The following is a 7,938-nucleotide window of genomic DNA, read 5'->3' on the forward strand; positions in this document are numbered from 1 at the left end:
AAGTTCACGACGATGGGCATGTTGCAATACCTGTCGCCGTCGATCGCCTTCATCCTCGCCATAGCGGTCTTCGGCGAGCATCTCAACTGGGTGCGGCTGGTGAGCTTCGGGCTGATCTGGCTGTCGCTGATCGTCTACACCACCGACTCCGTGGTGCGCCGCCGCCGGGCCGCCGCGTGAGCGAGGCGACGCCCGCCCTGACGCTTGCCGGCCAGGTGGAAGGAACGTTCGTCGTCGAGGGCCCGGCCGCCGAATCGACCGCCCGTCCGGAACTCCTCCTCACCTATGCCGGCATCGTCGGCGACCGCCACGAAGGCCTCGTCCGCCGCAGCAATGCCCGCGAGCCTTGGTACCCGCGCGGCACGCCGATGCGGAACGAGCGGCAGATCTCGATCCTCAGCGCCGAGGAACTGGCGGAGGTCGCGGCGAGCCTCAGCCTGCCGCATCTCGCCGCCGAGTGGATCGGCGCCAACCTCGTCCTCTCCGGCATCCCGTATCTGACCCAGCTGCCGCCGCGCAGCCTCATGCTGTTCCCATCCGGCGCCACCATCCGCATCGACGGGGACAACGACCCCTGCCGCAAGTCCGGCAAGGCGATTGCCGCGCATTGCGAGGGCAGGGCGGATATCCAGTTCGGCTTCGTCAAGGCGGCGATAGGCAGGCGCGGCCTTGTCGGCTGGGTCGAGCGCGAGGGCGTGGTGCGGCCGGGCGACGCGGTGAAGGTCCGCACCTGGCGGCAGGCGCCTTACCCGTTCGAGACCTGAGCCGGCGCCGGCCGCGCCCGGCGGATGATGTCCGCCACCTCACGGAACAGGTCGGCGAACGGCGACCCGTCGCGCCACGCCAGCGTCAGCAGCCGCATGGCCCCCGGCGACGCCAGCCGGTGGATGGCGATGCGGTTGCCGATGGCCTCCTTGCGCAAGGCGATCTCGGGCAGCAGCGTGATCCCCTGGCCGGCGGCGACGAACTCGACAATGGTTGAGAGCGAGGTCGCGGCGAAAGTCCGCCGGCTGACCTCGGGACCGAGCCCGCACACCGCGATGATCTGGTCGCGGAAGCAATGGCCCTCGTCCAGCAGCAGCATCCGGTCCCTGTCGATCGCATGCAGCCGCACCGGCGCGCCGGCCGGCTCGTCCGTGCCGGTCGCGAGGACGAAATCATCCGCAAACAGTGGGGCGCAGGCCATGCGCGGCCAGCCCTCGCGCGGCTCGCTGGCAATCAGCGCCAGGTCCAGCGTCCCGTCATCCAGCGCTTCGATCAGCGCTTCGGTCCGGGTTTCGACGACTGTGAAGCCGATATCGGGCCACTCGGCCTGCAGCGCCGGATAGATGTCGGGGAGCAGGTACGGCGCCACCGTAGGGATCAGCCCGAAGCGCAGCGGCCGTGTCGGCCGGCCGTCGTGCCCGGCAAGGAAGCTCTCGAGCGCCTCGGCCTGCTCGAGAATCGGCCGGGCGCGTTCGATGAACTCGCGACCGAGCGGGGTGAGCCGCACCGACTTGCCGAGCCGGTCGAACAGCGGCGCGCCGCACAGTTCCTCCAGCTGCCGGATCTGCTGGCTGAGGCCGGGCTGGGTGACGTGGCAGCGCTCTGCGGCGCGGCCGAAATGGCCGGTCTTGGCCAGTGCCACGGCGTACTGGATCTGTCGCAGGGTTATCATAAGTGCACATTATCACCGATAGTAGCGTAATCGATTTGCCTTATGTGGGCGCCCGAGTCAAAGCACCCCGGAAACTGAGCGCACTGTGGAGAAGAAGATGGAAGCGGCAACGGAAGGCGGCACGGGTGAGTGCCCGGTACCCCATGGCCAAGGCGGGCGAGGGAGGCGCCACTGGTGGCCGAACCAGCTGGACCTGTCGGTGCTGCATCAGCATACGGCGCTGTCCAACCCGCTGGGGCCGGACTTCAACTATGCCGAGGAGTTCAAGAAGCTCGACCTTCAAGCACTCAAGGCCGATCTCACCGCGCTGATGACCGACTCGCAGGACTGGTGGCCGGCCGATTTCGGGCACTATGGTCCGCTGTTCATCCGCATGGCCTGGCACAGCGCCGGCACCTATCGCATCGCCGACGGCCGCGGTGGCGGCGGCGAGGGGCAGCAGCGCTTTGCGCCGCTCAACAGCTGGCCCGACAACGTCAACCTCGACAAGGCCCGGCGCCTGCTCTGGCCGATCAAGCGGAAATACGGCAACCGGATTTCCTGGGCCGACCTGATGATCCTCACCGGCAACGTCGCGCTCGAGTCGATGGGCTTCAAGCCGTTCGGCTTCGCCGGCGGCCGCGCCGACACCTGGGAGCCCGAGCTCGACATCTACTGGGGCAAGGAAGGCCAGTGGCTGGCCGACGAGCGCTACAGCGGCGAGCGTGAGCTCGAGAACCCACTGGCCGCGGTGCAGATGGGCCTCATCTACGTCAATCCCGAGGGCCCGAACGGCAATCCCGATCCGCTGGCCTCGGCCCGTGACATCCGCGACACCTTCGCCCGCATGGCGATGAACGACGAAGAGACCGTGGCGCTGATCGCCGGCGGCCACACCTTCGGCAAGACGCATGGCGCGGGCGATGCAGCGCTCGTGGGCGTCGAGCCCGAGGCCGCGGGCATCGAGGCGCAGGGGCTCGGCTGGGTCAGCAAGTTCGGCACCGGCAAGGGCGGCGACACCATCGGCAGCGGCCTCGAAGTCACCTGGACCTCGACGCCCACCATGTGGAGCAACAACTTCTTCTGGAACCTCTTCGGCTACGAATGGGAGCTTACCAGAAGCCCGGCCGGCGCCCAGCAGTGGACGCCGAAGCACGGCATGGGCGCGAACTCCATTCCGGACGCGCACGATGCCTCGAAGCGCCACGCGCCGTCGATGCTGACCTCAGATCTCGCGCTTAGGTTCGATCCGGCCTACGAGAAGATCTCGCGCCGCTTCTTCGAGAACCCCGACGAATTCGCCGATGCCTTCGCCCGGGCCTGGTTCAAGCTGACGCACCGCGACATGGGCCCCAAGGCCCGCTATTTCGGCCCGGAAGTGCCGGCCGAGGACCTGATCTGGCAGGACCCGATTCCGGCGCGCGACCACCAAGTGGTCGACGATGCCGACATCGCCGCACTGAAGGCGAAGATCCTCGGCACCGGCCTCTCGGTCTCCGAACTGGCGAGCACCGCCTGGGCCTCCGCCTCGACCTTCCGCACCTCCGACATGCGCGGCGGCGCCAACGGCGCCCGCATCCGCCTTGCTCCGCAAAAGGACTGGGCCGCGAACCAGCCCGAGCAACTGGCCAAGGTGCTTGCCGCACTCGAGGCCATACAGGCGGAGTTCAACGCCGGCCGGACCGACGGCAAGCAGCTGTCTCTGGCCGACCTGATTGTCCTCGCGGGCAGCGTGGGCGTCGAGAAGGCAGCCAGGGATGCCGGGCTGGACCTCGCGGTGCCGTTCACGCCGGGCCGCATGGATGCTTCGGCCGAGCAGACCGACGCAGCGTCCTTTGCTCCGCTCGAGCCCGTCGCCGACGGTTTCTGCAACTACTCCCGCGGCCGCCAGCGGCTGTCGCCGGAGGAGAACCTGGTCGATCGCGCCCAGCTGCTCGGCCTCACCGCACCGGAAATGACGGTGCTGGTGGGCGGGCTGCGCGCTCTCAAGGTCGGGCAACCCGAGCACGGCGTCTTCACCACGCGTCCCGAGACGTTGACCAACGACTTCTTCGTCAACCTCCTCGACATGGCCACGCAGTGGCGGCCGGCCGACGAGACCCACAACGTCTACGAAGGCCGCGATCGCGCCACCGGCGAACTCCGGTGGACCGCGACCCGCGTCGACCTGATCTTCGGCTCGCACTCGGTGTTGCGCGCACTGGCAGAGGTCTATGCCCAGTCGGACGCCAGGGAGAAGTTCGCCACCGACTTCGTGGCCGCCTGGGTCAAGGTGATGAACGCGGACCGGTTCGACCTGGCCTGAGCCTTCAGTCAGCACCTTCTCTCCTTGTGGGAGAAGGTGCCCGAAGGGCGGATGAGGGTCTCTCTCCGCGCACTCATCGCTCGTCGCTTCGCTCCGATCGCGCAACCTCTCGGTTGCGGACCCCTCATCCGGCGCTGCGCGCCACCTTCTCCCACAAGGGGAGAAGGCGCTCCGGGCCGCCGGTTAACGCGCCCCCTCCCAATTCCCCGCAATTTGAATCAAACCCCCGCGCTTGCCTTCAGCGCGCGCACTTAACTCACGGTCAATCTGCCCCCAAGTCGGCAGAAGCCCGAGGGAAGTGAACATGAGTGATATGGAAGAGGGCACGACGCGCGCCTTTTCGACGTTCAGGGTCCTGAACGGTGACTCCAACATCGTCGAGCGCGAGCAGCTGTTCCGCAACATGGCGCAGCTCTACTCGTATGTCTCCGATCGCTGCGACGACGAGCAGGTCGCGCAGTATGACGAGGTGCTCTGCCAGCTCGCCGAACTGGTCGAATCCGAGGCGCGCGCCCACGTAGCCAAGCTGCTCGCGCCGCTCGACCGGGCGCCGGGCAATGTCGTGGTGAAGCTCGCCAATGACGAGATCGAGGTGGCGCAGCCGCTGCTCGAATTCTCCAACGTGCTCAGCGACGACGACCTGATCGAGATCATCGCCAAGCAGTCCGAGGAGCATCGCGTGGCCATTGCCGGCCGCGCCACGGTGCCCGAACGGGTGGGTGACGCAATCGTCGAGCACGGCGAGACCGCCTCGGTGATCAAGCTGGTGCGCAACAACAAGGCCGAACTCGGCGAGCAGACGCTCGAGCGCCTCGCCGAGCGGGCAGCCGCCGACGCCGCCATCGCGGCGGACCTGCGCAGCCGCGAAGACATCGACTGGAAGCGTCTCAGCACCAAGATCGACGCCGTCGGCGACAAGGTGCGCGAGACCATGGCGCAGCTCGATCCGCGGGTCGACCCGGTCACCGTCGGCAAGGTTTCCGCGGTGGTCTACAACCGCATGCGCAACCGCGCCGGCTTCTCCAGCCAGGAGTGGAAGGTCGCCTACAACCAGGTGAAGGCGCTTTCGGACCGCCGGCAGCTCGACGAGCGCGCGCTGATGCGCTTCGCCCGCTTCGGCTACGGCCACCATACTGCCGCGGCGCTCACCATGCTGCTGCGCGTCGGACCCGAAGTCTTCGTCAAGTGGCTCGCCATGCAGGACTATGTGGCGATCACCGTGGCGCTGCGCGCGCTGGGCATCCAGCCCGACCTGTTCGAGGCAATGATCGCCTCGATGCCGTGGCGCGACCTGCCGAGCCAGGCCGACCTGCAGAACGTCCGCCGCCGCTTCGAAGCGCTGAGCAAGGACGAGGCGGTCGGCATCTTCGAACTCTGGCGCACCCACGCCTTCCGCCGTCGGCTTCCCAGCGAGGACGTCGTCGGCGCCGCCTGATCCAAAGCCTGTCCAACTTTTGGAAGGGCGGTCCACCGGGGCCGCCCTTCGCATTTGTGGTGATCTCGCGAAGCCGGCGCGAGCCGACCCCCACCCCTGTCCCCTCCCCCTGAACAGGGGGAGGGAGACCAAAACGCAGACGCCGGTGAGAGCGGCTCCCTCCCCATTCTTAGGGGGAGGGGACAGGGGTGGGGGGCCACACGCACCGGCGCCGAAGTAACCGCTAGTCCCGACAGCCTCTTACGGCAACCGCATCGTATGCGTCGGCTCGAACTCCGCCTTGCCAAACGTCCCCGGCAGGTTCGTTGCCATCCACTCGTACGGATAGCCCAGCTTCAGCGGCATCGCGTCGGTGAGCTTCTGGCGCACCTCAACCGGCAGGTCGAAATCACCCGACGTCAGGTTCTCCTCCACCTGCTCGACCCGGCGAGCGCCGATGATTGCCGCGGTGACCCGGCGGTCCCCGAGCAGCCAGCTCAGCGCCACCTGGCTCGGCGTGCGCCCGAGTTGGCCCGCCACCTCGACCACCAGGTCGATGAGCTTCAGCGAATCCTCGAACCAGTAGCGGGGGAGCGTGATGGCGGCCTGGAGGCCGATGCGGGACTGCTCGTCCGGCTTTGCCTGGTCGCGATACTTGCCGGTGAGCATGCCGGCGGCCAGCGGGCTCCAGCAGATCATGCCGAGGCCCTGGTCCTCGCAGGCGGGCAGGATTTCCCGCTCGATGTCGCGGCGGACCAGATTGTAGAGGTGCTGCGCCGAGACCAGCGGTTCGTAGCCCTTGAGCGCCGCGGCGCCGTTGGTCTTGGCGATCTGCCAGGCGTAGAAATTGGAGCAGCCGAGATAGCGGATCTTGCCGGCGCGGATCAGGTCGTCGGCGGCGCCGAGGCTCTCCTCGATCGGCGTGTACGGGTCGGGCCCGTGGAACTGGTAGAGGTCGATATAGTCGAGATCGAGCCGCTTCAGGCTCTTCTCGCAGGATTCGACGATGTGCTTTCGGCTGAGCCCGCGCGAGGTCACCGCCGGATCGGAGGGGAACCAGCACTTGGTGGCGATCACCAACTGGTCGCGATTGTGATCCTTCAGCGCCACGCCGAGCATCTTCTCGGATTCGCCGCCGCTATAGCCGTCGGCCGTGTCGATAAAATTGCCGCCGCCCTCGACGAATTTACGAACGATGGCGCTGGACGTCTCCTGGTCGCAACCCCATTGCGAGTTGCCGAACGTCATGGTCCCCAGGCAGAGCCGCGACACGAGCATGCCCGACCGGCCGAGATAGCGATATTTCATGGGTGTTCTCCGAAACGGCGTAGCTTCCGCGCCGCGCCGGCGCGGATCGAACAGCGGATCGGAGGTTAGGTAAAGAGGTTATGCAGCCGAACGGGCAACGCGTCCCTCTGGACCAGGAGCCTCATCGCATATAAAGATATCTTTATATCTCGCGAGGATTGATGAACGACACGGCTGACTTGGTGGGGGTGCTGCGCGCGGCAGGGGAGACGACCCGGCTGCGCCTTCTGGCATTGCTCGCCGACGGCGAGCACTCGGTCAAGGACCTCACCGAAATTCTTGGGCAGAGCCAGCCGCGGGTCTCCCGCCATCTGAAGCTGCTCGCCGATGCCGGGCTGGTCAGCCGCAATGCCGAGGGCGCCTGGGCCTATTACGGGCTGGCGCCGGACGGGCCGGGCGGCGACCTGGCGCGCTGGCTGATCGGCCGGCTGTCGCCCGACGACCCGGACCGGCTGCGCGACCGCCAGCGTCTCGAGGCCGTGCGGCTCAACCAGGCCGAGCAGGCCGCCGCGTATTTCGCGAAGGTCGCGGACAGCTGGGACCTGCTGCGCTCGCTGCACGTGCCGGAAGAAGCCGTCGAGGCAGCCATCGTCGGCGCCATGCAGGGCAGGGTGGTCGACACCCTCATCGACCTCGGCACCGGCACCGGCCGGATGCTCGAACTGCTGGCCGGGCACTATCGCCGCGGCATCGGCATCGACGCCAGCCGCGAGATGATCGCGGTCGCCCGGGCCAAGCTCGCGCAATGCGCCATCGGCCATGCGCAGGTGCGGCTGGGCGATATCGCCGATCTCGATGCGAGCGCGGGGCGCGCCGATGTCATCGTCATCCACCAGGTGCTGCACTATTTCGACGATCCCGGTCGCGTGCTGCTGCAGGCGCGCCGTGCGCTGAAGCCGGGCGGCGAGATGCTGATCGTCGATTTCGCGCCGCACGGGCTCGAGTTCCTGCGCACCCATCACGCGCATCGCCGGCTCGGGCTGTCAGAGGCGCAGGTGGCGGCATGGGCGCGTGCCGCGGGCCTCGCCGTCGCCGACTTCAAATCCTTCCCCCCCACCAACCCCGTCGAAGGCCTCACCGTGTGCCTCTGGCGGCTAATCGACGAGACGGACAAACCCATATGAGCACCGACTACACCGACCGCCCGAGCCGCATGCGTCCGGACGAGCGGCCGAAATTCCTCGTCTCGTTCGAGTTCTTCCCGCCCAAGACCGACGTCATGGAGGAGCGGTTCTGGGATTCGATCCACAAGCTCGCCCCGCTCCACCCGCGCTT

General features: G+C 67.6%; 7 protein-coding genes and 1 pseudogene. 6 read left to right on the forward strand and 2 right to left on the reverse strand.

Annotated features, from left to right (window positions below; genetic code table 11):
* Both JWQ89_RS21045 and JWQ89_RS21050 read left to right on the forward strand, forming a co-directional pair.
* Window positions 1-180, forward strand: a pseudogene (locus JWQ89_RS21045) (EamA family transporter RarD); the annotation flags it as partial.
* On the forward strand, window positions 177-764 hold the full coding sequence (locus tag JWQ89_RS21050; protein ID WP_299644370.1) for an MOSC domain-containing protein: 588 nt from the start codon (window positions 177-179) through the stop codon (window positions 762-764). The pseudogene JWQ89_RS21045 and the gene JWQ89_RS21050, both read left to right, overlap by 4 nt.
* On the opposite strand, the gene JWQ89_RS21055 is transcribed toward JWQ89_RS21050, so the two are convergent.
* The gene (locus tag JWQ89_RS21055; RefSeq protein ID WP_299644372.1) at window positions 746-1,657 is read right to left on the reverse strand and encodes a hydrogen peroxide-inducible genes activator; all 912 of its coding nucleotides are present in this window, start codon (window positions 1,655-1,657) and stop codon (window positions 746-748) included. The two genes, JWQ89_RS21050 and JWQ89_RS21055, sit on opposite strands and share 19 nt — an antisense overlap.
* Before the next feature lie 97 nt (window positions 1,658-1,754).
* Between JWQ89_RS21055 and katG the strand changes: the two genes are divergently transcribed.
* Both katG and JWQ89_RS21065 read left to right on the forward strand, forming a co-directional pair.
* Window positions 1,755-3,941 carry a catalase/peroxidase HPI gene (gene katG, locus JWQ89_RS21060; protein ID WP_299644373.1) on the forward strand — a complete coding sequence of 729 codons (2,187 nt, stop codon included), beginning with the start codon at window positions 1,755-1,757 and terminating at the stop codon, window positions 3,939-3,941.
* Window positions 3,942-4,245: 304 nt separating this feature from the next.
* Window positions 4,246-5,376, forward strand: coding sequence for a DUF2336 domain-containing protein (locus JWQ89_RS21065; protein WP_299644375.1), 1,131 nt, complete (start codon window positions 4,246-4,248; stop codon window positions 5,374-5,376).
* A gap of 240 nt (window positions 5,377-5,616) precedes the next feature.
* Here JWQ89_RS21065 and JWQ89_RS21070 read toward each other — a convergent pair whose 3' ends face one another.
* On the reverse strand, window positions 5,617-6,663 hold the full coding sequence (locus JWQ89_RS21070; RefSeq protein WP_299644378.1) for an aldo/keto reductase: 1,047 nt from the start codon (window positions 6,661-6,663) through the stop codon (window positions 5,617-5,619).
* Between the two features lie 161 nt (window positions 6,664-6,824).
* On the opposite strand from JWQ89_RS21070, the gene JWQ89_RS21075 reads away from it, so the two are divergent.
* Together JWQ89_RS21075 and JWQ89_RS21080 are read left to right on the forward strand one after the other, a co-directional pair.
* A complete protein-coding gene (locus JWQ89_RS21075; protein ID WP_299644380.1) occupies window positions 6,825-7,787 on the forward strand; it encodes a metalloregulator ArsR/SmtB family transcription factor in 963 nt (320 codons plus the stop codon).
* Between the two features lie 29 nt (window positions 7,788-7,816).
* The coding region (locus JWQ89_RS21080; protein WP_299644383.1) for a methylenetetrahydrofolate reductase at window positions 7,817-7,938 on the forward strand (122 nt) is incomplete at its 3' end.

This window comes from Devosia sp. (genome assembly GCF_028290645.1).
In the GTDB taxonomy this organism is placed as follows: domain Bacteria; phylum Pseudomonadota; class Alphaproteobacteria; order Rhizobiales; family Devosiaceae; genus Devosia_A.